The 23,710-nt window shown below is 37.0% G+C and carries 25 protein-coding genes and 1 pseudogene; 10 read left to right on the forward strand and 16 right to left on the reverse strand.

From position 1 onward, the window contains the following. Nucleotides 1-104 precede the first annotated feature (104 nt). Entirely contained in the window at nt 105-581 is a 477-nt protein-coding gene (locus tag POF52_RS20400) for a GNAT family N-acetyltransferase (RefSeq protein ID WP_271994437.1), read from the reverse strand. Between the two features lie 441 nt (nt 582-1,022). Between POF52_RS20400 and POF52_RS31180 the strand changes: the two genes are divergently transcribed. From POF52_RS31180 to POF52_RS20410, 3 genes and pseudogenes are all read left to right on the forward strand, one after another. Next, complete coding sequence (locus POF52_RS31180; protein ID WP_442956655.1) at nt 1,023-1,229, forward strand: Rok-like winged helix domain-containing protein; 207 nt, start codon at nt 1,023-1,025, stop codon at nt 1,227-1,229. Nucleotides 1,230-1,562: 333 nt separating this feature from the next. Then, on the forward strand, nt 1,563-1,736 hold the full coding sequence (locus tag POF52_RS20405; RefSeq protein ID WP_271994439.1) for a helix-turn-helix domain-containing protein: 174 nt from the start codon (nt 1,563-1,565) through the stop codon (nt 1,734-1,736). After that, a pseudogene (locus POF52_RS20410) lies at nt 1,705-2,190 on the forward strand (IS3 family transposase); the annotation flags it as partial. The gene POF52_RS20405 and the pseudogene POF52_RS20410, both read left to right, overlap by 32 nt. Nucleotides 2,191-2,596: 406 nt before the next feature. Here POF52_RS20410 and POF52_RS20415 read toward each other — a convergent pair. Further along, on the reverse strand, nt 2,597-3,058 hold the full coding sequence (locus tag POF52_RS20415; protein WP_271994441.1) for a GNAT family N-acetyltransferase: 462 nt from the start codon (nt 3,056-3,058) through the stop codon (nt 2,597-2,599). Further along, nucleotides 3,045-4,478, reverse strand: coding sequence for a class I adenylate-forming enzyme family protein (locus POF52_RS20420; RefSeq protein ID WP_271994443.1), 1,434 nt, complete (start codon nt 4,476-4,478; stop codon nt 3,045-3,047). The genes POF52_RS20415 and POF52_RS20420 overlap by 14 nt, the downstream gene beginning before the upstream one ends. Nucleotides 4,479-4,632: 154 nt before the next feature. On the opposite strand from POF52_RS20420, the gene POF52_RS20425 reads away from it, so the two are divergent. Both POF52_RS20425 and POF52_RS20430 read left to right on the forward strand, forming a co-directional pair. Continuing rightward, entirely contained in the window at nt 4,633-5,190 is a 558-nt protein-coding gene (locus POF52_RS20425) for a biotin transporter BioY (protein ID WP_271994445.1), read from the forward strand. 7 nt (nt 5,191-5,197) lie between these two features. Continuing rightward, on the forward strand, nt 5,198-6,298 hold the full coding sequence (locus POF52_RS20430; protein WP_271994447.1) for an acetyl-CoA C-acyltransferase: 1,101 nt from the start codon (nt 5,198-5,200) through the stop codon (nt 6,296-6,298). A gap of 11 nt (nt 6,299-6,309) precedes the next feature. On the opposite strand, the gene POF52_RS20435 is transcribed toward POF52_RS20430, so the two are convergent. The 6 genes from POF52_RS20435 to POF52_RS20460 form a co-directional block, all read right to left on the reverse strand. Beyond that, complete coding sequence (locus POF52_RS20435) at nt 6,310-6,966, reverse strand: MtnX-like HAD-IB family phosphatase (protein WP_271994448.1); 657 nt, start codon at nt 6,964-6,966, stop codon at nt 6,310-6,312. Between the two features lie 17 nt (nt 6,967-6,983). After that, nucleotides 6,984-10,190, reverse strand: a complete 3,207-nt coding sequence (locus POF52_RS20440) for a DEAD/DEAH box helicase (protein WP_271994450.1) — start codon at nt 10,188-10,190, stop codon at nt 6,984-6,986. Between the two features lie 132 nt (nt 10,191-10,322). Further along, complete coding sequence (locus POF52_RS20445) at nt 10,323-11,540, reverse strand: MFS transporter (protein WP_271994452.1); 1,218 nt, start codon at nt 11,538-11,540, stop codon at nt 10,323-10,325. Beyond that, nucleotides 11,540-12,079 (reverse strand): NADPH-dependent FMN reductase, encoded by a 540-nt coding sequence (locus POF52_RS20450; RefSeq protein ID WP_271994454.1) that lies wholly within the window; start codon nt 12,077-12,079, stop codon nt 11,540-11,542. Before POF52_RS20450 ends, POF52_RS20445 begins: the two co-directional genes overlap by 1 nt. Nucleotides 12,080-12,218: 139 nt before the next feature. Continuing rightward, entirely contained in the window at nt 12,219-12,857 is a 639-nt protein-coding gene (locus POF52_RS20455; RefSeq protein ID WP_098287549.1) for a response regulator, read from the reverse strand. Between the two features lie 15 nt (nt 12,858-12,872). Next, nucleotides 12,873-13,991: a GAF domain-containing sensor histidine kinase gene (locus tag POF52_RS20460; RefSeq protein WP_013083323.1), complete on the reverse strand. Its 1,119-nt coding sequence runs from the start codon at nt 13,989-13,991 to the stop codon at nt 12,873-12,875. A 336-nt stretch (nt 13,992-14,327) separates the two neighbouring features. On the opposite strand from POF52_RS20460, the gene POF52_RS20465 reads away from it, so the two are divergent. Continuing rightward, complete coding sequence (locus POF52_RS20465) at nt 14,328-14,666, forward strand: hypothetical protein (RefSeq protein WP_013083324.1); 339 nt, start codon at nt 14,328-14,330, stop codon at nt 14,664-14,666. 96 nt (nt 14,667-14,762) lie between these two features. Beyond that, nucleotides 14,763-15,047, forward strand: a complete 285-nt coding sequence (locus tag POF52_RS20470; RefSeq protein WP_013083325.1) for a hypothetical protein — start codon at nt 14,763-14,765, stop codon at nt 15,045-15,047. 44 nt (nt 15,048-15,091) lie between these two features. Here the strand turns inward: POF52_RS20470 and POF52_RS20475 are convergent, their stop codons facing one another. Then, entirely contained in the window at nt 15,092-15,649 is a 558-nt protein-coding gene (locus tag POF52_RS20475) for a helix-turn-helix domain-containing protein (protein WP_013057203.1), read from the reverse strand. A 100-nt stretch (nt 15,650-15,749) separates the two neighbouring features. On the opposite strand from POF52_RS20475, the gene POF52_RS20480 reads away from it, so the two are divergent. Further along, nucleotides 15,750-16,727 (forward strand): DMT family transporter, encoded by a 978-nt coding sequence (locus POF52_RS20480; protein WP_271994463.1) that lies wholly within the window; start codon nt 15,750-15,752, stop codon nt 16,725-16,727. Nucleotides 16,728-16,773: 46 nt separating this feature from the next. On the opposite strand, the gene POF52_RS20485 is transcribed toward POF52_RS20480, so the two are convergent. Continuing rightward, the gene (locus POF52_RS20485) at nt 16,774-17,562 is read right to left on the reverse strand and encodes a DUF4240 domain-containing protein (protein WP_016764279.1); all 789 of its coding nucleotides are present in this window, start codon (nt 17,560-17,562) and stop codon (nt 16,774-16,776) included. Between the two features lie 294 nt (nt 17,563-17,856). Between POF52_RS20485 and POF52_RS20490 the strand changes: the two genes are divergently transcribed. Next, on the forward strand, nt 17,857-18,285 hold the full coding sequence (locus POF52_RS20490) for a GNAT family N-acetyltransferase (RefSeq protein WP_271994466.1): 429 nt from the start codon (nt 17,857-17,859) through the stop codon (nt 18,283-18,285). Nucleotides 18,286-18,352: 67 nt separating this feature from the next. Here POF52_RS20490 and ilvD read toward each other — a convergent pair whose 3' ends face one another. Beyond that, entirely contained in the window at nt 18,353-20,029 is a 1,677-nt protein-coding gene (gene ilvD / locus POF52_RS20495) for a dihydroxy-acid dehydratase (protein WP_013083330.1), read from the reverse strand. A gap of 225 nt (nt 20,030-20,254) precedes the next feature. Here ilvD and POF52_RS20500 point away from each other — a divergent pair, with 225 nt between their 5' ends. Continuing rightward, entirely contained in the window at nt 20,255-21,199 is a 945-nt protein-coding gene (locus POF52_RS20500) for an alpha/beta hydrolase (RefSeq protein WP_271994469.1), read from the forward strand. A gap of 19 nt (nt 21,200-21,218) precedes the next feature. On the opposite strand, the gene POF52_RS20505 is transcribed toward POF52_RS20500, so the two are convergent. The 4 genes from POF52_RS20505 to POF52_RS20520 form a co-directional block, all read right to left on the reverse strand. Continuing rightward, nucleotides 21,219-22,145 (reverse strand): manganese-dependent inorganic pyrophosphatase, encoded by a 927-nt coding sequence (locus POF52_RS20505; protein ID WP_013083332.1) that lies wholly within the window; start codon nt 22,143-22,145, stop codon nt 21,219-21,221. 255 nt (nt 22,146-22,400) lie between these two features. Then, nucleotides 22,401-22,898, reverse strand: a complete 498-nt coding sequence (locus tag POF52_RS20510; protein ID WP_271994472.1) for a hypothetical protein — start codon at nt 22,896-22,898, stop codon at nt 22,401-22,403. A gap of 65 nt (nt 22,899-22,963) precedes the next feature. Next, nucleotides 22,964-23,245: a hypothetical protein gene (locus tag POF52_RS20515; protein ID WP_271994474.1), complete on the reverse strand. Its 282-nt coding sequence runs from the start codon at nt 23,243-23,245 to the stop codon at nt 22,964-22,966. A 137-nt stretch (nt 23,246-23,382) separates the two neighbouring features. Beyond that, nucleotides 23,383-23,610, reverse strand: a complete 228-nt coding sequence (locus tag POF52_RS20520) for a hypothetical protein (protein ID WP_029321985.1) — start codon at nt 23,608-23,610, stop codon at nt 23,383-23,385. Nucleotides 23,611-23,710 lie beyond the last annotated feature (100 nt).

Raw genomic sequence — 23,710 nt, forward strand, 5'->3', positions numbered from 1 at the left:
TCTAACAAAAGAGGAAAGTCTAAACTTTCCTCTTTTGTTGTTGAAGTAGAAAAACTTAACGTAGTAAAACTTTAAAAATATTCTTAATTAGGGAATTGATAGGGTTAATTCAAGCTTTTTATATACCATGCATCCATCGCAGAATGTTCAGATCCTGGTAATGGCTTCAATAAAAGTTTAAATCCAAATTTTTCATATAATTTACATGCAGCCTTTAATTCATGCTTTGTTTCTAAATAACACTTTTTATAGTGTTTAGAAGCAAATAACAAAGCTGTTTCCGTTAGCTTTGTTGCAAGCCCTAAACCTTGTGTTTTTGGACTTAAGTATAGCTTTTGCAATTCACAGATTTTATCTTCTTCATTAAATGAAGCTATACCAATTCCTCCAACAACTTCTTGATCCATTTCCAATACCCAATACTTCGCATAGTTTAGATTATTATAATACTGGTAAAGGTTGTTAAGCTGGGGGTCAAAATAAGCTGTTCCAGGAATATCTAAACCAAGGGATTTTAATGAATCCTGTATTATTTCTTTTACCTTTTTATTATCTTCAATTTTAATTTCTCTAATGATCATATACTATCTCCTTCAAGCACCAATATTAAACAACTTCATTTTAAATAGTTCCTTATAGTTATATTTTATCAAAGATTACAATTTATTTTAGAATAAATACTATATACAAAATACGGTAGAAGTTAATATAATGTGATTTTTCGTAATACCTTAAAGAAGAAAAAAGAATTTCATATATTGATATAAAAGCAGGCTTAAGACTGCCTTTTTTATTTAAATTACTCCTTGTTTTAAATAAAAAAATGTAATATTATAGAAATTAAAAAATAAGGAGAAGAAATGTGGAAAATAAAGAAATTTATTTAGAAGTTAAATTAAAAGAAATCAATAGAGATATTATGAAATTAAAGGTTAAAAAAAAAACTTTTATGCAAACAATTAACCGATTTTTAAAAAACTGAGTTATCAACATTAAAAAAAGAAACAAAAAAGGATCTTGCTATGATTGAATCTATTTATTTACTTAAAAATAATCCTAATCGTTTGTTTTCTTCAAAGGAGATTTGTCAGTATCTCAAAAATGAAATCAATTACAATACAGACAGCTTTGCTGCTATCTATAAACGTATTCATTATTTTGAACCTAAAATTTCACAAGTTAGACGTGGGTATTACATATACAAATCTGAGTCCCTCCTTCAGGAATAGTTTTTTAATTTTTAAGATGCATATCATATATATCTTAAGTTACCATAATGTGAATTTTTGGAAGTAAAAAAGCCATGTTCTCATTTGAAAAACATGACTAGAAAAGAGAGTAGCCTGCAGGTATACCATATATAATATGTAGTTTAAGAATGACTTGGACTAAATAAATACCCTATTTTTTATATTAACCAATCAAATTAATCATCTTGATCAAATTACCCAAAATGATTAATTTGATCCTGTACAGCTCTATAGGTTTTGAAAAAAACTTCTGATTAATGAACTGCACCCCAATTGTTAGACAAAAACTAATAATTGGAGGTGCAGTTTTTTATGTCAACACACACACTTGAAACAAAGTTAAAAGCTGTAGATTTCTACATCAATAAGCAATATTCATATAAAGAAACAGCTGAGTTATATGGTGCGAATACGTCAGATGTTATTCAATGGGTGGCATTATTTAAAAAACACGGTTTACTTATCGCCTATTTTGGACCTTTTTAATGGGGAAATTATCTCCTACCATATCGACAAGAGACCTGCATTTTCACTGGTCACTACGATGTTAGATAAAGCATTTGACTGTTTAAATAAGGGAGACTGCCCTATTCTTCATTCAGATCAAGGATGGCACTACCAAATGATCAAATATCAGCATTTATTGAAGGAAAATAACATTACTCAAAGCATGTCCCGTAAGGGTAACTGTTTAGATAATGCGGTTATTGAAAACTTCTTTGGTTTATTAAAATCAGAGTTACTCTATCTACAAGAATTTGAAAGTATAGAACAGTTTAAACAGGAACTAGAGGCCTATATCCTCTATTACAACCATCTACGAATAAAAGAAAAATTAAAAGGATTGACTCCTGTAGAATACAGAATACAGAATTCAATCCTCATTAGCTGCCTAAATGACGTGTCTAACTTTTTGGGTTCAGTTCACACACCAAGATAGTTTTTTTCTGTTTTTAAATTGTATACGATATACAACCTTAGTTAACATAATGTCTCTTTTTGGAACACACGGCAAAAATGAACCATCTTGGGAGAAGGGGTCTAGATGAGGCCTTGTTTCTTTTTTACTCAGCTTTTTATACATCCTTGATTTCTCAACGTCCTTTTCAAGTGCATTAGCAAAGTATATATAAGGAATTGTTACAATTTCATAGGCAACAAACGCATTAAAGACATAAATTTCTATGACAATCAGTTCGGTTACTTCAAGTCGCGTCGAATAGAAGGCTTACGTTGTCTTCAACAGGAGCACAAGGCTCTGATAATAATAAAGTGGTTACTATATTTTTTTCTTTCGACCATTTAATACACAGTAAAAAAATCCGTGGATATAACCCACGGATTTTTTACAGCTCTTTTTCCAAGCAGTTAACTTGATTATGATGCAGCGGCTTAGTGGCATACTGTGTAAAACCAAGACGTTCCCAAAACAGCTCGGCTCTAGGATTTTGAGACAGAACACCAAGACGTAGAACGGAAAGTCCTTCTTCTTTTTTTAGCTTCTCTTCAAACGCTAGATATGCCTGCGTTCCGAAACTGAAATTGTGATAGGCGCTATGAATAATAAAAGCTCCAATCCACGGATGGTCATCGTTTGGGTTTTGTTTCATGTAATCAATAACCCCTACGTATGTATCGTCGGCTTTTATAAAGTAACTGTCCGTTTTTTCATTCATATATTCTTTAAAAAGCTCTTCTTCACTCCGCTCTTTTTTGCCGTTTTCTAACACGTTATAAGCTTCGTTTGAATTGATAATCTCTGACACAATATACATCGTGTCAGCTGTAATAGGTTCAAATGAGATCATATGTCTTCCCTTCTTTCTCTGTAAAGTAGCTGTATATCGTTGCTTTATCAATTTTACCATTTTTCATTCGCGGAAAGGACGTTAAAACTCTCCATACGCGCGGGATTTTATAAGCAGATACTCGTTGTATCAGCGCTTGTCTCACATCAGAAAGAGAAATGTTCTCTAAAACAATTGCTGCACCTACTACTTCTGAACGTTCAGCATCTACTACGCTAAAAACGGCTGCTTCGCTAACGCCCGGTATTTGTAAAAGCAGCTCTTCAATTTCTTCGGCATACACTAGACTTCCGCTGCTTTTAATTACGTTTTTATCTCTTCCTACGATGGTAATGCTTCCGTCTGGAAGCTGAACCGCAATATCATGCGACGTAACATATCCGTTAAAAAATGAGCGGTTCGTTTCTTCGCTGTCCTTAACAAACCCTTCAAATGCTTGAGTTGTTTTCACAAATAGTGTTCCTTTATCTCCTTTTTCTACTTCTTTTCCACGCTCGTTCAGGATTAAAACGTCTACGCTGTCAACAGGATAGCCTACTGTATGAGGCATCGTTTCCGCTGTATGTGGTGAAAGCACCGTAACAAATCCCATTTCAGAAGATCCGTAATATTCATACAGATAGGCATTAGGAAATGCTTGTGAAAATTTCTTTCGAACGGAAGGAGATAATTTATTGCCTACTGAAATCACGTTTTTTGGCAGAAGTCGTTTTTCTTTTGGTCTGCTTTGTACATAACGAAGCAATGGCGAAAATAATGCAGGTGTAATGGACATACAGCTAGCTTCTTTGTGAAAAACAGACGAAGGTGTAAACGCTTCTAGCATGATAGCGTGCATGCCGCTGCAAAGCGCATGCAAAACCGGGTAAAGCTGGGCGGAATACGAGATATGTAAAGGAACAAGCACTTTGTCACGTTTCTGTAAAGAAAATACGTCCGACCATTCTTGAAAGGATGAAGACCAAGAATAATGCGATTTTACAAACCCTTTAGGCCTCCCTGTTGACCCAGAGGTAAATCCAAATAAAAATAGATCGGATAGTTCATTTACTTGCCGTAAGGGCAGCATCGTTTTCTCTTCTCTTATTCTAGTTAAAGAAGATGTTTTCCATAGCCAATTCGGGGATTGAATAGAAAAATAAGTATCCACTTCAGCCTCTGTCAACTCATTATGTAAAAGCATTACAATTCCACCGGCTTTTAAAATCGCTAAAAATGACACAACAGCTTCTGCATTGTTTGGCATACTTAACGCAACGAGCTCTCCTTTTTCCACCCCTTTTTCCTGCAGCTGTTTTTCGGCTTTACATACACGATTCCACATTTGACCGTAACTTAACTTATTAATAGAATCCGATAGTGCGAGTCTGTCAGGCGTTTGCTGACACTGATTAAAAACTAGTTCTTCAATTCGTTTCATTACTCCGTAAGCTCCCTTTTTCTTTTACTTTTAGTGTACCGTAAATGCGGGTTTGAGAAAAGAAAAATGTAAACTTTAACAAAAATTAAGTTGACTAATTTAAGTTTAATAAGATACGATAGTCATGTTTTATCATACATAGCGGAGGTTTACGATGAAAACAAAAGATATGACGTACGTTGCATTATTCACGGCTATAATGGGAGCTCTAGGACTCGTCCCTCCTATTTTTTTATCCTTTACACCCATTCCGATTACTCTTCAGCCCATGGGTGTCATGCTATCGGGGGGAATTCTTGGAGCTAGACTCGGAGCTTTAAGTCAATTTCTCTTTTTATGTTTGCTAGCAGCTGGCGTTCCTTTACTTGCGGGAGGACGCGGAGGAATTGGCGTGTTTTTGAGTCCGAGTGCGGGATACATTATTGGCTATGTGTTTGCAGCTTTCTTTATTGGCTGGACGCTGTCACGATTAAAAAATGTAACGATTGCAAAGGCATTTGCCGTAAATGTGTTATTTGGGATTGTGTTGGTATACGCATGTGGCATTCCTATACAAGCAATGCAGCTTCACATTCCATTTCTAAAATCTCTTCAGCTAAGCTTCGTTTACCTTCCAGGTGACTGTATAAAAGCAGTGGTCGCGGCGTATTTAATTACAAAAGTTCGAAAAGCAGTAGCGGTACCTGGTCGTTCTAACACGGCTTCTATGTAAGGAAGTGATGACTATCTATCAAGCAGCAATTGTAAAAGCGAAGCGTACGGTCATTGGAAAAGAAAACGGTCTACTGAAAGATTTTCATGTTCAAGAGCTAACGGCTCCTTTATTAAAACACCTTAGCGCTGGAATTGAACATGAAATTGATGATATTATTTTAGGGAATGTTGTAGGTCCAGGAGGAAACGCAGCTAGGCTATCCGCTTTAGAAGCAGACCTCCCTTTTTCTATCCCGGGAATGACCATTGATCGTCAGTGCGGAGCTGGCTTAGAGGCCATTCGAATGGCGAGCTATTTGATAAAAGCAGGCGCTGGAACGTGTTATTTAGCTGGAGGCGTTGAAAGTACAAGTACTTCTCCTTTTGAAAAAAGAGCACGTTTTTCTCCTGATAAAATTGGTGACCCTGACATGGGGATTGCAGCAGAAAACGTAGCCAAGCGATACAATATATCTAAAGAACAGCAGGACAGATATGCTCTTTTAAGTCATGAAAGAAGCTGGGAGACTTTTGAAAAAAGGTTGTTTGAAGAAGAAACGCTTCCTCTTCCAAACGTGATGCACGATGAAGCATTTATGAAAAAACGAAACCTAACAAAGCTGCTGCAAAAAGCCAGCCCCGTCTTTTTTAAAAAAGAAGGCACCGTCACTGCAGCAAACAGCTGTGGAATTAACGATGGAGCCTGCATTACACTTGTGATGGAAGAGCAAAAAGCACGGTCCTTAGGCTTTCAGCCCGTTTTGCGTTTTATTGACGCTGATATTTCAGGAGTGTCACCTCTTTACCCTGCTATTGCACCAGTTTCTGCGATTAAAAATATCTTGAAGCGAAATTCTCTTACGGTAGATGATATTGACTTATTTGAAATCAATGAAGCATTTGCTGTTAAAGTTGTCGCTTGCATGCAAGAACTGGGAATACGAGAAGAGAAAGTGAATATTCGCGGAGGAGCATTGACTCTAGGACACCCATACGGAGCATCAGGAGCTATTTTAGCTACGCGTCTTTTTTATGAAAGCAAGCGCCGTGACGTGCGATATGTCATAGCGGCTTTAGGAAGCGGAGGCGGAATAGGAACAGCGGTATTATTTGAAGTAATCAAATAATACCGCTGTTTTTATGCCTTTTTTATTACATTATGTTTCATCAAATATTGCTCAATATCTTCAAATGTTTCAACCGGAACAAACGGAACGTTTTGTCCGCGCAGTAAATCTTGCAAAGAATCTTTTGCAAATGTGACGTCTGCATATTTTGCTGGATGCGAATCCGGCTCGCTGTCTCCAGCAAAATAAATCGTTTCGTATGTCTCTTTTAGTTCTTGAATAACAGATGATTTATCGATGCCGTAGCGTTCTGAATGCCATCTGTGAGCAGGGTCTAGACGCAAGTGAACGTTGTTTTGATGGAAATATCCTTCATTTGAATAAACTTCCACTTTTTCAACACCGTATTTATCTAAAATCGGTTTAATATAGTACGTTGTTCCAGCGCTTAAAATATAAAAATCTCCGCCGTTTTTCTGAACAGCTTTAATAAAATCGGGCACGTATTCATCAATTGGAATATTCGCTACGTCTTCTAAAATTTTCGGTTCTTCTTGGTGAATGGATTGAAAAACAGTAGATAAAAAATCAATATCTTTCATTTCTCCTGATTTCCATCGGTGGAAAAGTTCTTCACCTTCTGGAAAATACTTTTCAATCACAATCCAATAAAAATCTTTTTTTGAAATTGTTCCATCAAAATCTGATACAAACGCCCATTTTTTCATTCCTCACACACCCTTTGCTACATACTAAGCAGTTCTCGAAGTTCTTCTTCTGTCAAACTAGAAAGCATTGTTTCTCCCGGCTGAATAACCTGTTCGATGAGTTCTTTTTTCTTTTGCTGCAAGCCGTAAATTTTTTCTTCGATAGTCCCTTGAGAAATAAGCTTGATGACCTGCACAACATTTTTTTGCCCAATGCGGTGTGCACGGCCTGCCGCTTGTTCTTCAATCGCTGGGTTCCACCATAAGTCATATAAAATAACTGTATCTGCTCCCGTTAAATTTAAGCCCGTGCCTCCGGCTTTTAACGAGATTAAGAAAATGTCTTGTTCTCCATTATTAAATCGATCCGCCATTTCCACTCGTTCTTTTGATGGCGTTTGACCGTCTAAGTAAAAGTACGAAAGGTTTTCTTTTTGAAGCTCTTCTCGAATAATGTGAAGCATGCTTGTAAACTGAGAAAAGATTAACAAACGTTTTCCGTTGGCAACCGCATTTCTTGTAATCTCAAGCAGCTGCTCTAATTTGCTTGAATACCCTTCGTAATTTTCAACGAATAGGGACGGATGACAGCAAATCTGGCGCAGTCTTGTTAATCCCGCCAAGATCTTCATTCGGTTTTTATTAAAATCTTCACCGGCTAAAGATGATTTTAACTGTTCTAAATAGCCTACATATAACTCTTTTTGTTCTTTAGTGAGCTCAGATAAATGAGTTGTTTCAATTTTATCAGGCAGTTCTTTTAATACATCCTTTTTTACTCGTCGCAGTAAAAATGGTCTTACAATTCGACTGACCTGCTCCGATGACATGTTCTTAAACTGGCGAAGCCCTGGAAATAAACCCGGAAGAATGGTCTGGAAAATTGACCAAAGCTCATCAAGTGAGTTTTCAATAGGCGTACCGCTCAGCGCAAAACGTTTTTCAGCTGAAATAGTCCTAACAGCTACTGCCGTTTTCGTTGTATGATTTTTAATACTTTGAGCCTCATCTAGAATTAAAGCATGAAAATGAAGATGCTGATACAAATCGATATCTTGACGCAGCGTTGGGTAAGATGTAATCCATACGTCAGCTGTGCGTTTTAGCTTCTCCTCACGCTCGCTCGGCGTTCCTGTAATGGTTTGAACCGTTAAATTCGGTGCAAATTTCTCCAATTCGTTGCGCCAGTTATAAATCAAGGAAGCCGGCACAACAATTAAAAAGGCACTGCTATCTTCATCAAGCTCTTTTTCAGATAGGATATAGGCAATGCTTTGAAGCGTTTTTCCAAGCCCCATATCATCAGCCAGAACGCCTCCTAAAGAGTAGTGAGCCAGAGATTTAAACCACTTAAACCCATTGTACTGATAATCACGCAATGATGCCTGCAAGGATTCCGGTACTTCCCAATCCATTTCCTCTGGAGATTTGAGCTGTGTAAGTAACCTTTTAAATGCTGAGCCGAACTTAGCCGCTGATTTATCACCCGCACTCATAATCTCTTCCACTTGCATTCCTCTGTATAAAGGTACTTGCAATGAGTTATCCTTTAAGTCTTTCTCGGTTACGTTCAGCTCACGAAACAGATTTTGAATATGCTCAAAGCCTTCGTTTTCAAGAGGAATAAACGCACCGTTATCTAGACGATGATAGCTTTTCTTTTCTAAAACAGATTTTAAAACATCTTGAACGGTTTGATGATTAATGTCTCCTAAATCAAAATTAATTTCTAATAATCCATTGCTGTTTTTGATGTCAACCGTTGTTACTGGCGCAGAAAAATCCGTATAAGCATAATCTTTCATCTCATCCGTAATATACACATCCGCTATTTCATCAAGCTTTGGAACAATATGAAACAAAAATTCATATAAAGATGATTCATCTTGATTTAAATACAGCTGGTTTTTATAAATGTTTAAAGGAGCTGTTTCAATTAAATCCATCACGCGGTCTTCTTTTTCTAAATCTCGTATTAAGATTTTATCGTACTTTTCAGGTTGAGGTGAAAATGGATTAATTGAAATCTCTCCATAATGGTACCGAAGCGTCACAAACAGCTGTTCATCTTCTTGGTCAATAAATACTTTTGCTTTTAGTTCAGGTGCAATAATCTGATGGGATACTTCTTTTGCGATATCCACTTTCCCCACTTTTTTTAGTCCTGGAACGACGTGAGATAAAAAATTGCCCATCTGCTCTTCTGCTATAGGTACGACTGGCTTCAAAGGAGCCGTTTTCCTAAGCCCTTCAAGAAGCATACGCTGATCTTGAGATAGCTCATAAAACGTCCCGTTTAAAAATAGCCAGCCATATCGATCGAAAAATGAAGCTTGATGAAGTTCCGTAAAGTCTAGCTCAAACCCAGCTGCCGGGTGCTTGTTTAATTGAAATGAAAAAGGAGCTGAACTTTCAGCAAAGATAATATTTTCATATGAATGCCCTTCATGAATAAATGTAAAGTTCCGATCTTTAAGCGATTGAAATAACTCTTTGGCTACGATGGATGGAATGATTAGTTCTCTGTTATTTGCGGACGAACGATACATAGAATAGGAATTTTTATAAAATGATTCATTCGTCATAATATCTGTCAGCAGCTCAATGATTTTCCTATCTTCTTCTATAAAAAAATGTTCCGCTGGGTCATATTCGAAGCGCTTGGTAAATTCATGAGTTTGGAATTCTTTAGCGTCTGTTAAAAATTCTTGAATGTTTTTTACTACATACGTCCGGTCGACGCCCACTTTCATTTCAAGGGCTACGTACATTCCTTCTGAACGTAAAAATTCTTCTGAGTAAGACTTGCAAATAAATTCTACTTTCAACGGATCTTTATCCGCATATTTTCTTTGATCGCTTATTGTTTGCTGATAGCTCGAAAATAAGTCGATAAAATGATTTACATTTTCGTATTCTTTGCTTTGGCGAAAAGGCTTTGTTTTAATTGGCTGCGGCTTTGCGCGCTCATCGCAAATGGCTAATAAAACAGCTACTTCGTGTTTGCATTCTGAAAACTCGTGATAAGCAGGACAATCGCAGAATGAATAAAAAGAATTTCCTTTTTGTTCAACCATTACGGTATACATTTCCGCACCTCGAACGGATGCTGTCCACGTAGTGGTCTGTTCATTGTATTCCAAATCAAGCACACGCCCCTGCTTGTAATACGTGTGTCCTCTATAGTATGTTCTGCTTGAGTACGAATCTTTTAATTGTTCTTTGTTTAATGTTTTATTTATCATCGCTTCACAATCTTCCAATCGCATAACAGTCAATGCTGTTGCTGTTTAATTTCTATTCAGAACAAATAATGTCCAACGTCATAAACGTTGAACATTATTTGTCAATTCCTCTATTATAACATGCAACAGACATTATAAAACACTCTTAAGCAGTGCAGACTGTTTTCGCTGTTTTCTTTTGTAGAGTATCCAGCCTGCTCCGGCGGATGATAATAAAAGCAGGCTAAGTCCTGAAAAAGCAAATCCTATATGATCATTAGTCGTAACGTACGTAAAGAAGAAAATCAATAAAATACGAATTCCTAACGTAATAAAGCGAAAACAGCTGTCCACTCTTCCCACGATAGTATTCGGTATTTTCTGCATCATAAACGTATTTCGAGCTACTCTTGTACCTGCATTTGCAAAAGCAAGAAAAAACACAATAGAAAAGTAAATGGGCAGAAGCTTCATAAAGAAGATGATAGATATTCCGAGTGCAAAGAGGCTTATATTAAGCATAATGGCTAGCTCAGTGCCTGTTCTTTTCATAATAGATACGATGAATATCCCTGCGGTTAATGCTCCGAAACTATATACGGCACTCTCAATCCCATATGCTGCTGGACTTGCGTTTAATTCTTGAGTCAGATAAATAGGAAACAAATAGTTCGTCATCATTACAGCAACGAAAGGCATAAAAGAAAGCAGTAAAAAAATAGATACCGAGCGATTTTCTTTTATAAATGCTAATCCCTCTTTCATCGCAGTGTGTTTTTTGTCGCTTGGTTCCCTGCTTTGTTTATATGGAATACTCAATAGAAAAAGGAATGCAGCTATATACGTAGCTGCATCGACTATTAAAATCCATTGAAGCGACCAACGAGTAATGACTAGACTGGCCAGAGCGCCTGCAAGCATACTCGATAGCTGGCCTTGTATTTCCATAATACTGTTTAATGATTGAAACGCATCTTTTGAAAAAACTTCTTGATTTAATGCAAAAATCGTTGGATAAAAAAACGTGTAGTAAAGGTTTCCGGTTCCGTACAAAATGATGTAGTGAATGGTTGAATAGTCTGTCATAAAACCAACGATCACAAATAGCATGACCGTGATAAAACCTATCAATTCTACGGTTAACAACATTTTCTTTCGTGACATTCGATCAATAAGAACACCTATATACGGAGTAGCCACAAAGCTAATCACCGTCATCATCAGCATAATCATGCCAAATAGTTTATTTCCATCTGGAGATGCAATTAACAGTAAAGGAATGGCAAGCATCGTAATACCGGAACCAATAGAAGATAAAACATTCGCAGCTACTATGGCTTGAAAGCGACGGTCCTTATAAAGCGCCTTCATCAAACATTTTGCTTAGCTTCTAAAATTTGCTTAGACACTTGTGTATACAGAGTCAGCTCATTAACTAATCCATGAATTCCGTCAGCGGCGTTTTTTCGTAAAGTTCCTTTTTCCACGATGTCTGCAGGGTCTAATACCAACTGCTTAGATAGAACATTCGCATACAAAGCGCGTGTAACGGTTCTAAGGTTGTTTAAAGCATTGATACCTCCTTTTCCTCCTCCTGATACGGCTACAAGTGCTACGGGCTTATGTGCAAAATACGCACTGTTTAAAAAGTCAAACGCGTTTTTTAATGCTCCGCTCATAGCGCCGTGGTACTCAGGCGTCGCAAGTAAGACACCATCCGCTTTTTCTATTGCTTCAGTCAGCACTTTCACTTCTTCTATTCCATACTGATGAGGTTCACCTGTGAATATAGGAAGCGATAATTGGCTTAAATCTAGAAAAGAACTTTGATAGTTTTTGTGAATCTCTCTCGTCACTTGTGTTGTTCGGCCTGTTTCTCTGGGACTTCCGTTGATAATAAGTATGTTCATATTTATCTACCCCTCTGTCGTTTGGTTATACGTATAGTATAGGGATAATTTAACTTTTTTTCGTCATGCTATTGATAGAAAGAACGCTACCAATATAGACTGAGGTGAACAGAGAAAAACCTACAACTAAAGTCGTAGGTTAGGAAATCCCATGCTGAACAGCATATAAAGCAGCTTGCGTGCGGTCTTGAACCCCAAGCTTCGATAAAATATTAGACACATGTGTTTTTACTGTTTTTTCTGTAATATGTAAGGCAGCGCCAATTTCTTTGTTGCTTTTGCCTTTTGCAATTTCTTTTAATACGTCTTTTTCTCGTTTTGTTAAGTGATCAATAAAATTGACTTTCTTTTCGCTGCTTTTGGTTAACCGTGTTAGCAAGTGTGTGGTGACTTTGGGATGAAGCTGATTTTCTCCGTTCATTAGCTTTCGAATAGCTGCTACAAGTTCATCTGGATCACTTTCTTTTAACTGATAGCCTGAAGCTCCAGCTTCTAATGCTGGTATCACATGGTCTTGATCCGAAAAGCTTGTTAAAATCATGACTTGTATATGCGGTGCTTGTTTTTTTAATTCTTTTGTTGCCTCGATTCCATCGAGAACCGGCATCGATAAATCCATTAACACAATATGAGGCTCTAGGGATGTCGCTAACTTTAAAGCTTCCTCTCCGTTAGAAGCTTCTCCTACAATTTCTAAGTCCGGCTGCGTTTGTAAGAAAAAGACAAGTCCTTTTCGGACGACATGGTGATCATCTGCGATTAAAATCTTTATTTTCATGTGCGCTCCTTTCAGTTATGAAAGAGGAATAGATACTTCCACAACTGTTCCGTTTCCTATACTGCTTGTAACAGATAGATTCCCATTTAATCTGTTTATTCGCTCCTGCATGGTTTTTAACCCAAGCGTCGGTAATTCTGCTGAAGGGCTATATATAAATCCATTGCCGCTATCTTGAATTTTCATAATTACCTGTTCTTTGCTTATATTTACGTTTAAATGTACCTCTGCCGTACCCGCATGCTTTCGGCAATTATTAAAAGCTTCTTGTCCGACTCTCCACAGTGTCTCTTCAATCACAGCAGGCAAAACGGACACTCCTTTAATTTGTTCTTTTACGTGAAGCCCTAGCATTTGACCATAGCTTTTTAACGCACTGACAATGCCGTTTTCTAATCCTTGAGGACGAAGCTGCCAAATTAAAGCTTTCATTTCCACTTGAGCATGCTGAGCGGTTTCTTGGATTAAGGAAAAAGTCTCTTTTAACTGCACATCTTTTGCTAAGCTGCTTCCGGCTTTGGCTGTGACATTAATTGAAAACAACAGCTGATTAACAGAATCGTGAAGATCTTTGGCCAGTCTGTTTCTTTCTTCAATAAGTTTTACTTCCTGCTGAGATTGAGTCAGCTTAATCCGCTTGATAGCCGTTCCAATTTGAAGAGCGACAGATCCTAATAAATCAAGCTCTCGCTGTTCAAAATGAATTTTATGAGGGGCAGCTACATTTAATAACCCAAAGCGCTCATCCCCTGCTTGTAAAGGAACCGTTGCGTGATGGGTAATGTCGTGTGTATCTCCCCACTCATAAATGACGGAATCTTCAAGTCTCTTACACTCCATAATATTAGACGCTTTTTGAAGCCGGCCATCCATATATCGATCAACACACCAGCAGCTTCCGTTACACATAGGCTGAGCGGTTTTATTTAATAAAGCCGGGGGCAAATGCTGAGCGGCAACCATCTCATGTTTTCCATTTTCATCAATAAAAAAGATCCATCCTGTTTGTAAATCTGTTATTTGCAGCAGTTTTAAAAGAGCATCGTGAAGCATTGTATGTAAATTAGTGCCTTCATTTAAAATCTCGGCAATGTCTTTTAAAATCTTAAGCTCTGAAATATGATCTTTTTCCATAGCCTCTCTCCTATATGATGTATTTTCCATTTTTTATTTTATCACAATTAAAGATGATTCCGGCTAATAGGGCGTTATTTTTAAGGTGTTTTTGCTTAGGTATGTAAGAGTTTTTAACATCAATAATGAAAATTTCAAAAAGTATGTCAGGTAGTTTAACAATTAGCTAGAGTCTTTACGTAAAACGAACTATAATACAGATAATTCACGTAAGAAAAGAAAAACCGAAAGGAAATGAGAAGGAAAAAATATTGAAATTAATCTGTTGAAAACGCTTCCAAATATGAAGGCATAGTGCTATTATATAATTATTAACAGAATAGGGATGTGAGAAAGATGAATAAATTATTTTTAGAAGAGTTACGATACATTATCTTGTGTGAAGTGCCTATGACAAAGTACCGAGTAGAGCAGCTTCAAGACAAATTTGATCAAAGCCCCTACTTAATTAATGAACTTTATCAACTCCTATTCGAAAAGCGTCACATTTTAGCTTTCGTTGATGATATTGAATCATCCCTGTATGACTATATTGTCAATAAAGAAATGATGGATGCTAAAACCTATTATGGAGCTATTACACACGTAGCAAATCTTTTCAGCGAAACGCCTACATATATAAAATGCAAAATAAAAAAATATAGAGAGTCTTCGATTTCAAGTATCAGTGCCTAAAAATTGTGCACAGCTGATTCAAATAAAAAGCAAAAAAAGAAATCCTAGCACAAGGGTTTCTTTTTTGTACCACTAACCTATAGGGAGGAAAATAAGATGAAGACATTTTTTATCACGAATCGCTATTCGTTTCTTGAAACGCAAGTAAATGAATATATGCAATCGTTACTGGTAAAAACACCTGAACAAGTTATTTTATATTTCGAAAGGCAGATTCGGAAGTATAAATTGTATTTACAGAAAAAACATCATTATCCAGAGTGTATGGTTCAATCTATCCACCGTTTGATTGAAGAATATTCATTAATTATCATTAGAGTAAAAAAATATATTAGCTATCAAAACAAGCTGATGAATAAACAGCTATTAGAGCCGCAGTAAAACGAATCATTTTTTATGGTTCGTTTTACTGCGGCTCTGCCGTTTTACTCCTCATATTTTAGCAGTAAATGCAGAACAGCTGGACGTTCTTCAAGATTTTTGTATGAGTGTACATGACTTCCTTCAAATTTTATAGAGTCAAATTGTTTTAGCTCGTATAGCTCTTCTTCTATTTTCATTTCGATTCTTCCTTCCATTACCGTGGCTACTTCAATTAATCCTTTATGATGAGGTTCAGGACAGTATGTAGCGAGAGGAGAAAGAAAGGCTCGATACATTTCAATAGTTGAATCTATTTGATTTTGAAAAATAAATTCTACTTTCCACGCTTCGTCCGGTCCTTTGAGAGAAAAACCTTCTCCGCACTTAGATACAGCCACTGAAGGTTCTACTGACACTAATTTAGTTAAAGGGATATTTAAACCTGTTGTTATTTTCCACATTACTCCTAGGGTTGGATTAGTCTCCCCTCTTTCAATTTTCCCTAACGTGAGTTTGCTGACTCCCGTCCTATCTGCTAATTCATCAAGTGTGAATTCTCGCTGTGTTCTTATTTTTCTAAGCTCGTTGCCTACCTTTTTCATCATTTCTTCTGAATGCATTTTTACCTTCCTTTCTTTTGTATATTATGGTACACTTTTTTTGTATCTAAGTATACTATAATATATATTTAGGTATTTTTATTAATTAGGAGGAAAAAGTATGAAAGCAATTTTATGGGGGCTTCTCTCGTCCATGTTCTTTTCTGCTACATTTATTGTGAATCGTGCCATGAATGTATCTGGAACAAGCTGGGCTTGGACAGCATCTCTTCGTTTTTTATTAGCACTACCTATTTTACTCATTTTAGTACTTGTACAAAAGAAGTTTACACCATTATGGATGGAAATGAAAAAGCATCCTTTCACTTGGTTAGGCTGGGGAACTCTTGCAGGAATTGGATTTTATTCATTATTAAGTTTTTCTTCACTTTTTGGACCGTCATGGCTCATAGCTGGAACGTGGCAAGTAACGATCTTGGCAGGTGCGCTCATTTCTCCACTTTTCTATGTAACTATTCAAACTGCAGACGGAAACAAAAAAGTAAGAGGCAGCATTCCACTCAAAACGCTTGGTATTTCAACGTTTATTTTAGCGGGTGTGATTCTCATGCAAGTTAAAGAAGCTGAAAATATCACGCTTTCACAGTTTGTGTTGGGTTTTCTCCCTGTCGTCATGGCTGCTTTTTTATATCCGCTTGGAAATCGAAAAATGATGGAAGTTTGCAAAGGGAAATTAGATACATTTCAACGTGTTTTAGGTATGGCTATCGGCAGTATACCGCTAAGTATCATCTATGCGATATATGGATTTTATACAACTGGTATGCCAACAGCTCCTCAATTTTCTCAAGCCTTTATCTTAGCAATGAGTTCAGGTGTAATTGCTACGATGACGTTCTTTTACGCAACAGACTTGGCAAAAGAAAATTTAGGTTTGCTTGGAGCGGTTGAAGCAACTCAATCAGGCAGCATGATTTTTACCGTGCTTGGCGAAGTGTTTTTATTAAATGGCCGTATGCCAACAGGGATTGCGTTAGCTGGTATGACGATAATCGTAATTGGAATGATTATGAACAGTATGCTAAACAAAAAAACAAAACTGTCTTCGGCCGCCCCGTCACGTACTCTATCAAAATAAAAAAAGAGGAGATGAAAATCTGTTTAAAGGTTTTCATCTCCTCTTTTTAATATTCGAGATGATTGTTCCAATAGCGGCTCCAAAGCACAGGGAATCGCATCTGTAAACCATCCTCATCATCTTCATCCCAATCAAGATCCAAATCTTGCTCATCGTACCACACTGGATCAAACTGGTCATATTTATCATAATAATAGTCGTTATCTAAACCTGTCTTTTCTTCGTAAGCTTCACACGCTACAGAAAGTAATTCTTCTAATTGAGGAGCATAGCCTTCTGCTTCTAGTGGTTTAAGTACAGAAATCATCGTCTCAGGAGATTCAATTGCTTTATAATATATGTCTTTTCCCTGATATAAAAGCCACGCTCTAAAATAATCAAAACAATCATCTGAACAACCGCCCATTACAATATAAGCTGCTGCCCACAATGAAGAAGTATAGGATTGATCAAAATGCTGATTTAATAGCTGATCAAAGCGAAAAATGTCCTTTTCAGAACGCTTCGCTAGCGTGGAGCGGAGCCATTCCATTTGCTCGTCGACATCTAATTTTGTCTTCGCCTTTTTTATCAGTTCCCAAAAGAGAGCCTCTGACATCGTACTGTCTTTCATTACTTGCATTGAACAAGTTAAAGGTTTATATCCTTTCTTCAATTTTGCACGAATCAGCTTTTCAGCTTCCGCTTCACAAGCTTCTGCGGAAACAAACTCTTTCACTTGCATGCGACCGGCTGTATCAACTTTTCCAAAGTGAATGACTAACTTGCTGTCTCTTCTTTCAACTTTCCAAAATTTATTCGATTGCTCATCTTTATACACTAAGGTTATTTGCATGATACATTCCCCTTTTTCATCCTACTACTATTGTGAATATTTCTCTTTTTACAAGTTATGTAGAGCCATGGCGCTTCATAATCCCTTTTCTTTGCTTTTTAACATGTTTCAGTTGATTTTACTATTGCTGAGGTCGTTTAAATATTGAGCAATGAACACAAATTTGTGTAATATGTTCATTAGTTGTTTTTTGTTGCATTTACAACATTTTGTTTTTCCTTTATACTCTTTTATATCAGATATCTTTATTATACAGAAAAGAATCATAAATTCGCAGCAAAGGAAGGATTTTCGATGAAAATTAAGCAAGTTACAACAAAAGAGCAGCTTGAAGAAGTATTTCATATACGTAAAACAGTGTTTGTTGAAGAACAAGGCGTGCCATTAAAAGATGAATTTGAAGAACATGAGAAAACGGCAAAACATATGTTGATTTACTATAACAATGAACCGGCAGCTTCTGGTAGATTCCGCATAGTAGACGATTACGCCAAAATAGAGCGGATATGCGTATTAAAGGAATTTAGAAAATACGGGCTCGGAAAAGAAGTGGTGGCCAGCTTAGAAGAAGCAGCGAAAAAAGAAGGATTAACTCAAGCTAAGCTTCACGGTCAAGTTCAGGCTGAACCTTTTTATCATAAATTAGGCTATAAGACGGTTTCAGATGTCTTTATGGAAGACGGTATCCCACACGTTATCATGAAAAAAGAATTTTCTTGTTAAAAATGCTTCTTTGCACAGTTACTTTAATAAAGAAAAAGGCTCTCAGCAGAGAGCCTTTTTTGTACTATTAGATTTTCATAATTCCGCCTGTGCTTGCAGAAGTTACAAGTTTAGAATATCTTGCAAGATAGCCTTTTTTCACTTTCGGCTCAAAGCCTTTCCAGTTTGCTTTTCGTTCTGCCCAAACATCTGGAGAAACTTGAACATTCATCGAACGATCTTCAATGTCAATCACGATGTGGTCACCATCTTCGACAAATGCTAGCGGTCCGCCTTCAGCAGCTTCTGGAGATGCGTGGCCAATTGATAATCCACGGGAAGCCCCAGAGAAGCGTCCGTCCGTTAATAGCGCTACTTTTGCGCCTAGTCCCATTCCCATAATTTGAGAAGTTGGAGCTAGCATTTCAGGCATTCCCGGTCCGCCTTTTGGTCCTTCATAGCGGATGACTACAACATGTCCTTCTTTTACTTTTCCGTTAGCAATGCCATGCAGCGCCTCGTCTTGAGACTCAAATACAATTGCTGGTCCTTCGTGGCGAGTAATGCCGTCTTGAACACCGCCTGTTTTAATGATCGCGCCGTCTGGAGCTAAGTTCCCAAACAATACAGCAAGTCCGCCTTTTTCGGTGAACGGCTTATCGATTGGATGGATAACGTTATAGTCTTTTACATCGCATCCGGCAATGTTTTCGCCTAGCGTTTTTCCAGTAACCGTCATCGTATCTAAATGAAGAGCTCCTTCTTTTTTAGATAGCTCGTTTAAAGCAGCCGATACGCCTCCTGCTTCATGTAAGTCCTCAATAAATACATCCGAAGCCGGAGCGAGTTTTGCCAGGTGAGGCACGCGTTCCGCTACTTCATTAATACGCTCTAACGGATAATCAATTTCAGCTTCATTCGCAAGAGCTAGCGTATGAAGAACTGTATTTGTAGAACCACCTAACGCCATGTCTAAAGCAAATGCATTATCGATTGCTTTTTCTGTTACGATATCACGTGGTTTTAAATCTAATTTAATTAATTCCATAAGCTGTTTAGCTGATTTTTTAACAAATTCTCTACGTTCAGGAGCAACTGCTAAGATTGTACCATTTCCAGGTAAAGCAAGTCCTAACGCTTCAGCTAAGCAGTTCATTGAGTTCGCTGTAAACATTCCTGAACAAGATCCGCATGTCGGACAGCCAAATTGTTCTAATTCAAGTAATCCTTTATCATCAAGTTTACCAGCTTGATGAGCTCCTACGCCTTCAAATACTGAAGAAAGAGAAATCTTACGACCGTCGCTCGTTACGCCAGCCTTCATTGGTCCGCCGCTAACAAAAACTGTCGGAATATTCAGACGCAATGAAGCCATTAACATCCCAGGCGTGATTTTATCACAGTTTGGAATACATACCATTCCATCAAACCAGTGAGCAGATACTACCGTTTCAACTGAGTCAGCAATGATTTCACGACTTGGTAATGAATAACGCATACCGATATGTCCCATCGCAATACCGTCATCTACACCGATAGTGTTCATTTCAAAAGGTACGCCACCAGCTTCGCGAATCGCATCTTTTACGATTTTACCAAACTCTTGTAAGTGAACATGACCTGGTACAATATCAATATATGAATTGACAACCGCAATAAACGGTTTGCCGAAATCCTCTTCTTTTACACCAGCTGCACGCAGTAGGCTGCGGTGCGGTGCTCTGTCGAATCCTTTTTTGATCATGTTACTTCTTAATTCTGCCACAATAATTCCCTCCGTATTCATCTAACCTATTAAAAACTAAATATTTTTAAATTGTTTAATAATTTTTAATATAAATACTAATTTAACAAATCACACAAAGGTTTGTAAAGGTTTATGACAAAATAATCATTTTTTATTTTAAAATAGTAAAATCACCTGCATAAATTAGTATAATATATACATATATCCCTTATTTTACAGGAAAGCAGAAGGTGGATGCTGAGCATGAAACAATCCTTTTACTACAGAGGTCATCAGGAAAAAGAAATATTTGCACAAAAATGGGATGTTGAAAACAATTCTGCAAAAGGCGTTGTCCAAGTAGCCCATGGGATGGCCGAACATATTGGACGCTACGAATACTTTGCTAATGTATTAACTCAACATGGCTACATCGTATATGGAAATGATCACCGCGGTCACGGTCAAACAGCTTTAAAAGATGAAGAAAAGCGTTTTTTTGCTGAAGAAAATGGTTTTGACACCGTAGTTTACGACATGATTGCTCTGACTAAGCACATTTCAACGGAACACTCCGGCTTACCAATCTTTCTTTTCGGTCACAGCATGGGTTCTTTTTTAACGAGAAGATATATTCAATTGAATACCGAGCACATTCATGGTGTGGTGCTCTCAGGTACTGGCAGCATTCCTTTCCTCTCACTTCAGGGCGGCATATTAGCTGCGACAATAGAGAAAAAAAGAAAAGGATTACGATCTGCTAGTCCATTGCTTGATAAACTTTCTTTTGGGCAGTACAACAAATCCTTTCATCCTGCTCGAACACCTTTTGATTGGTTAAGTCAAGATAATGAGGCTGTAGATTTATATGTAAATGACCCTTACTGCGGAGGAGTTTTCACAGCAGGATTTTTCTATGACTTATTAACAGGAATCAAACAAATCTCTAACTTAGCTAATATAAAGCTAGTCCCATCAAACCTGCCTGTTTATTTAATATCTGGAGAACATGATCCAGTAGGCAGATATACAAAAGGTGTACGCAAAGTATATAACGACTTTAAAAAAGCCGGATTACAGGACGTAAGCTACCGCTTTTTTACACAGTGCCGTCATGAGTTGCTTAATGAACTAAATAAGGATGAAGTGATAGAAGATATACTAAATTGGCTTGACGTGCAAATGAACAAAAAAACGGTTCGTGTTTAGACACGAACCGTTTTTTTTATTAAGCAAATACAGATGTTAATACAGGCACTACTTGTTTTTTACGTGATACAACGCCTTCTAAGACAGCTGTATTGTTTTCAAGCGTTACGTTGTATGCTTCTTCTACTTTCGAAGCAGCAGAACCTAATGCTAATGCAGTAGAGTTGCTGTTTAAAATATCTGTAACAACTAAAAGGAATAATTGTAATCCTTTTTCTTCGATTGTTTTAGTAATCGCTTCTTCCAATTCAACTTTGCGCACTAAAACGTCGTTTACGTCAATTGCATTCACTTGTGCAATTTCAACTTTGCTTGTGCCCATGCTGAATTCTTTAGCATCTAATGAAATTAATTGTGAAGCTGTTTTATCGCCTAAGTCAGCTCCAGCTTTTAGCATTGCTAATCCGTACTCTTCTGCATCTACGCCTGCAATTTCCGCTAATTCTTTAGCAGCTGCAACGTCTTGGTCTGTGCAAGTTGGTGATTTGAATAATAAAGAATCAGAAATGATAGCTGATAGCATAAGACCTGCGATGTTAGATTCGATTTCCACGCCGTTTTCTTTATACATCTTGTTTAAGATCGTTGCCGTACATCCAACTGGCTCTGCACGATAGTATAAAGGATCTGCTGTTTCAAAGTTAGCAATACGGTGATGATCAATTACTTCAAGCACACGAACTTGATCAATATCGTTTGCACTTTGCTGGCGTTCGTTGTGGTCCACTAAAATAACTTCATTTGTTTCCTTAGACACTTCATCAACGAAACGTGGTAGTTCAGCGTTGAACTTTTCAAGAGCAAATTGCGTTTCACCGTTAATATCGCCTAATCGAACTGGCTCAGCTTCTACACCTAATTTATTCTTTAAATCAGCGTATGCAATTGCAGAACAGATTGTATCTGTGTCAGGATTTTTATGTCCAAAAATTAACGTCTTTGCCATCTTAAATCTCTCTCCTTCTTACGTATGTAAATAGCATTCTTGCGTAAAGTTAGTTAATTCGTTCACGCAACATTGCCATTTTAACATAAACTTTTACATTATTTTAATTTTTTTGCGAAAAATGATGTTCATCCGCAGATATTTTGCCATTTTGTATCTTTTTCATAGTAAAAACACCTCTATTTCCGATATAAATAGAGGGTTTTATACGCTCATTATATAAAAGTTAGCGATAAAACACAAGCTCTCTCTCTATCACTTGATAGATAACTTAAACGCAGTATCTTGCCACTTTTGATAAAGAAAAAGTAGAACAGCAATAACCATCATTAGTACAAACAACAAAAAATGATTCATTTCCTTCAGTGTATAAATGTCTAGTTTTTCAAAGATAGAACTCATGACAAGTGCCTGAAATAAATCGAAAGCTGCATTGATAATCATAAACATCCAAAAGCCAGGATAGGTAAAATAAAAAATAAAAAGCGTGCCTATTATAAATATGCCAAAAGGAAAAGGGGTCATGTTAACAAAGAAAAAAAGAGTTTTATTCACTTCCCACCAGTTAAAGCGATCTGCAATTTGAAAAACCATCGTTAACAATACCACTCCGAATAGTGATACAGCCATATACCGCTTTACTCGCTCTTTATCAACTGCAAAAAGCAATAGCCAAGGACCAATAAAAAACACCCACATTACAATTTGCGCTATGAACATTCCGCCTTTCATTTCAAAAAAGAGAATATACATTATTCTGTCCTTATTTATGTAAAACAACCAAAAAAAGCGCCCTATATGAAGGGGTGCTTTTTTGGTTATCGTCGCGGTGTAAAGTTGAAATGTTCATTTACGATAGCTCCTAGCTCTTCAAGAAACTGCTGAGCAGTCATTTCCTCTACGCTTTGGGTATACCAAGCAAGCTGAGATTTTTTATGAACATTGTTGTAATATACATCTCTTGACCAATATGTTTTTGATCGGTATGTATAATTAAAGTGAATGGATAGTTCACTCCCGTCTGGACACTGCAACAACACGCGGTAATGTGGATTACGACGATTTTTATCTAAACTCATTTCTTTGATTTGCGCTAACATTATTCACCTCTAAAGCCATTACTTAATCATTTAAAGGTAAATGCCATACCACGCTATATCCTAGCTCTGCCATCAACTAGAAAATCATATATTTTCCAAAATTCTACACGATATAGGACAAAAGAGGAAGAGATAATTTATTGATGGACGTGTAAAGTTTCATATAAATCTTTTAGTTGCTCAGGGTATTGAGACCTTACGTAATAACCCGTAGGACGGTGCTCGATTAAATGAGAAGCAAACAAATAGCCGATGAGCACGTGCATTTGTTCATCTGAGGTTTCTTGGCTTAATTCTCTTTCGAGTCGTTCAGCTAAGTGTGAAGCCAGCTGTTTAATTTTTTCATCATGTGATAAAAAAAGCATTTTGTTCTCCCCCTTATAAAGAATAAGCTGCGAATTTCAATAAAGACAAAGTATTACTTTTATAAGGATAATTATACTTTTATTTTACAATAAAAGTATA

It is taken from the genome of Priestia sp. AB (genome assembly GCF_028369225.1).
Taxonomy (GTDB): Bacteria; Bacillota; Bacilli; order Bacillales; family Bacillaceae_H; genus Priestia; species Priestia megaterium.

Excerpts from the sequence above, each read along its gene's own strand:
- POF52_RS20470 (WP_013083325.1), top strand. The coding sequence starts at position 14,763 with ATGAAGACATTTTTTATCACGAATCGCTATTCGTTTCTTGAAACGCAA.
- POF52_RS20440 (WP_271994450.1), bottom strand. The coding sequence starts at position 10,190 with ATGATAAATAAAACATTAAACAAAGAACAATTAAAAGATTCGTACTCA.
- POF52_RS20415 (WP_271994441.1), bottom strand. The coding sequence starts at position 3,058 with ATGATCTCATTTGAACCTATTACAGCTGACACGATGTATATTGTGTCA.
- POF52_RS20420 (WP_271994443.1), bottom strand. The coding sequence starts at position 4,478 with ATGAAACGAATTGAAGAACTAGTTTTTAATCAGTGTCAGCAAACGCCT.
- POF52_RS20430 (WP_271994447.1), top strand. The coding sequence starts at position 5,198 with ATGACTATCTATCAAGCAGCAATTGTAAAAGCGAAGCGTACGGTCATT.
- POF52_RS20435 (WP_271994448.1), bottom strand. The coding sequence starts at position 6,966 with ATGAAAAAATGGGCGTTTGTATCAGATTTTGATGGAACAATTTCAAAA.
- POF52_RS20455 (WP_098287549.1), bottom strand. The coding sequence starts at position 12,857 with ATGAAAATAAAGATTTTAATCGCAGATGATCACCATGTCGTCCGAAAA.
- POF52_RS20480 (WP_271994463.1), top strand. The coding sequence starts at position 15,750 with ATGAAAGCAATTTTATGGGGGCTTCTCTCGTCCATGTTCTTTTCTGCT.
- POF52_RS20465 (WP_013083324.1), top strand. The coding sequence starts at position 14,328 with ATGAATAAATTATTTTTAGAAGAGTTACGATACATTATCTTGTGTGAA.
- POF52_RS20400 (WP_271994437.1), bottom strand. The coding sequence starts at position 581 with ATGATCATTAGAGAAATTAAAATTGAAGATAATAAAAAGGTAAAAGAA.
- POF52_RS20505 (WP_013083332.1), bottom strand. The coding sequence starts at position 22,145 with ATGGCAAAGACGTTAATTTTTGGACATAAAAATCCTGACACAGATACA.
- POF52_RS20485 (WP_016764279.1), bottom strand. The coding sequence starts at position 17,562 with ATGCAAATAACCTTAGTGTATAAAGATGAGCAATCGAATAAATTTTGG.
- POF52_RS20425 (WP_271994445.1), top strand. The coding sequence starts at position 4,633 with ATGAAAACAAAAGATATGACGTACGTTGCATTATTCACGGCTATAATG.
- POF52_RS20490 (WP_271994466.1), top strand. The coding sequence starts at position 17,857 with ATGAAAATTAAGCAAGTTACAACAAAAGAGCAGCTTGAAGAAGTATTT.
- POF52_RS20515 (WP_271994474.1), bottom strand. The coding sequence starts at position 23,245 with ATGTTAGCGCAAATCAAAGAAATGAGTTTAGATAAAAATCGTCGTAAT.
- POF52_RS20475 (WP_013057203.1), bottom strand. The coding sequence starts at position 15,649 with ATGCATTCAGAAGAAATGATGAAAAAGGTAGGCAACGAGCTTAGAAAA.
- POF52_RS20450 (WP_271994454.1), bottom strand. The coding sequence starts at position 12,079 with ATGAACATACTTATTATCAACGGAAGTCCCAGAGAAACAGGCCGAACA.
- POF52_RS20520 (WP_029321985.1), bottom strand. The coding sequence starts at position 23,610 with ATGCTTTTTTTATCACATGATGAAAAAATTAAACAGCTGGCTTCACAC.
- POF52_RS20500 (WP_271994469.1), top strand. The coding sequence starts at position 20,255 with ATGAAACAATCCTTTTACTACAGAGGTCATCAGGAAAAAGAAATATTT.
- POF52_RS20405 (WP_271994439.1), top strand. The coding sequence starts at position 1,563 with ATGTCAACACACACACTTGAAACAAAGTTAAAAGCTGTAGATTTCTAC.
- POF52_RS20445 (WP_271994452.1), bottom strand. The coding sequence starts at position 11,540 with ATGAAGGCGCTTTATAAGGACCGTCGCTTTCAAGCCATAGTAGCTGCG.
- POF52_RS31180 (WP_442956655.1), top strand. The coding sequence starts at position 1,023 with ATGATTGAATCTATTTATTTACTTAAAAATAATCCTAATCGTTTGTTT.
- POF52_RS20510 (WP_271994472.1), bottom strand. The coding sequence starts at position 22,898 with ATGTATATTCTCTTTTTTGAAATGAAAGGCGGAATGTTCATAGCGCAA.
- POF52_RS20460 (WP_013083323.1), bottom strand. The coding sequence starts at position 13,991 with ATGGAAAAAGATCATATTTCAGAGCTTAAGATTTTAAAAGACATTGCC.